The sequence below is a fragment of the Haliea sp. E1-2-M8 genome, assembly GCF_030649675.1.
Taxonomy (GTDB): domain Bacteria; phylum Pseudomonadota; class Gammaproteobacteria; order Pseudomonadales; family Halieaceae; genus Haliea.
Map to the genome: position 1 here is coordinate 1 of NZ_JAUTDR010000062.1, position 2,647 is coordinate 2,647.

Sequence of the window (2,647 nt, forward strand, 5' to 3'; positions counted from 1 at the left end):
AAATCGGCTGTAAAGCCACGTCAACACTGGGTTTCAGCATGATCGTAATCAAATTAACCGGACACTAGTGACCTGCGATACATATTGATTGGGACGTACCACTACAATGGCTCCGTTCCGGTCGACGGCCCTTGCCTCAAAGATGTCGGCCTCCGGGTCGATGGCATATACTTTCTCATAATCAGTAAGCTGGAAGGGTCCAGCCTTTGGCATGAAAATATCGGGTATCCTCGGGCCGAACTCGATGTCGCCATGATGCTGCTGAAAGATCACCTTGACGTCGAAAAGGGTATCGAGGCCGGCTCCTTCGGGGGTGTACTTCACCACTGGAGAGTCTGGAGACTTCAGCATCCATTCGCCCCAAGCGGCCACGCGGGTATCCTTGCCGGGACTATTGCTGTCGGCAAAGACGTAAATGCGCCAGCGCCCATCGGCGGTTGCATGATGACCCAAGTGTACAGGGTTGCCGTCGCAAACCCGCATTGTCGGAGCTGATTTGAAGCGTTTGCCTACAGGGAAGCCGCTGGCCAAGCGCTGATGTTCAGTACTACCGGTTATCATCGATTCCCGGTACTCGGTCATGAAGCCGGCAGGGAATTCGGCGGTTTTGATATAAAAGTCCGCCAGTTCCTGGGGATTCTCGAACTCCTCGGCACGCTTGGCCATCAAGGATGACCATTCGCGATCGAAATTGATCAGGTTCTGGGCGACTTCCTGGCGTTCGGTCGAATAGGTTTCAAGCAGAGATCCCGGCGCGGCGCCCGAGAGCACATGGCCTAGTTTCCAGGCAATGTTCCAGCCGTCCTGCATGGACACATTCATGCCTTGACCGGCCTTGGCGCTGTGAGTATGGCAAGCATCGCCAGCGATGAAAACCCGAGGTGTCCGAGATCCGCCTTCCTCGGGAGCCACGTCGTCGAATTTGTCGGTGACACGATGGCCGACTTCGTAGACGGTATGCCAAGCACAATCCTTCACCTCAAGAGTATAGGGATGCAGGATCTGGTTGGCCTTGGCGATGATGTTTTCCAGGCTTGTCTTGCGAATCTGGCGGTTATCATCCTCGGCAACCTCACCGAGGTCGACGTACATCCGGAAGAGGTGGCCACCTTCACGGGGGATGTGCAAAATGCTGCCGCCCGTAGAGGACTGAATGGCGCACTTAGTACGGATGTCAGGGAAATCGGTGGTCGCGAGCACGTCCATAACGCCCCAGGCATGATTCGCTACCTTCCCGGTGTGCTTGCGCCCAATCGATTCGCGCACGCGGCTGTGAGCGCCATCGCAGCCCACTACATACTTGGCCTTAACTTTGCGTTCCTGGCCTTCCTGATGTCCTGAAACGTGTCGCAGTGAATCGGTGATAGGGTATTCCTCTCCGTCGTGAACCTCTAGGCCCAGAAATTCCAGGCCATAGTCTGGTTCCAGACGGGCGGACGCATTCTTGGCGAATTCGGCTAAGTAAACCAAAACCCGAGCTTGGTTCACAATCAGGTGTGGAAATTCGCTAATCTGCGGCCTTTAGGCACACGGAGACGGATTTAGCTTGCGTGCCAGCACCAGATTGGCCAGACCGAACAGTGTAAACAGCTGCGCCGTATTTTTGGACAGCCCCCGATAACGCACCTTGCGGTGCCGGAACAGGTTTTTTACCACGTGGAACGGGTGCTCCACCTTGGCGCGGATCTGGGCTTTGACCCGCTCCCGGCGGACGATCAGCGTCTTACGCGGACCTTCTGCCATCTTCTTCATCTTGCCGCGCTTCTCGGCCACGTGCCAGGTCACCTCTGAGTTCTGGAACTCCGGACGCTTGGCCACGCCAGTATAGCCGGCATCCGCGTAGGCCTCGGTTTCATCACCGTGCAACAAGTGTTCGGACTCGGTGATGTCTGCCACATTGGCGGCTGTGCCAGTCAGGCTGTGAACCAGTCCCGAGTTCGCGTCGGGTCCAATGTGGGCCTTCATGCCGAAGTGCCGCTCATTGCCTTTCTTGGCTTGGTGCATCTCCGGATCCCGGGCCTTGGCTCGGTTCTTCGTGGAAGGCGGTGCGGCATAATGGTGGCATCCACGATCGTGCCTTCGCGCATCAGCACCACGCTCGGCCAGGTGCCCATTGATCTGCTCGAAGATGACCTAGGTAAAGGCCTGCTTTTCCAGCAGATGGCGGAATTTCAGCAAGGTCGTAGCGTCCGGGACCGATTCCACACTCAGGTCGATGCCGACAAAGTCACGCAGCGCCTGGCTGTCATAGATGGCATCTTCCAGGGCTTCGTCCGCGAGGGCATACCACTGCTGAACAAAGTACATCCGCAGCATGCGCTTCAGGGGAATCGGCGGGCGGCCCCGCTTACCGCGGGGATCGGGATAGTAATGCGGTGAGAGCGCTTTCAGCAGCCGCGACCAGGGCACCACCTGCTCCATCTCGGCCAGAAACCGCTCGCGTCGGGTTCTCTTTTTCTTGGCGGCGAACTCAGCCTGGGTGAAACTCGTCTGCTTCATGGTCATTCTTGGTCGATGCAATTATTGGAGTTGTATTTTACCAAAGCATGGACTCAAGCTGAATAAATCAGCGTTTCCCTAGCAGGTTGCTGAAAAACTCCCTCGAATGAGGGAAAATAGCGCAATCGCAGGTTGGAGGCCAAACAAT

General features: G+C 56.5%; 1 protein-coding gene and 1 pseudogene. Both read right to left on the bottom strand.

Features of this window, described 5'->3' with window-relative positions; genetic code table 11:
• Positions 1–48 precede the first annotated feature (48 nt).
• A complete protein-coding gene (locus tag Q6D67_RS21465) occupies positions 49–1,512 on the bottom strand; it encodes an FAD-dependent monooxygenase (protein ID WP_304707877.1) in 1,464 nt (487 codons plus the stop codon).
• A gap of 9 nt (positions 1,513–1,521) precedes the next feature.
• A pseudogene (locus Q6D67_RS21470) lies at positions 1,522–2,499 on the bottom strand (IS5 family transposase).
• Positions 2,500–2,647 lie beyond the last annotated feature (148 nt).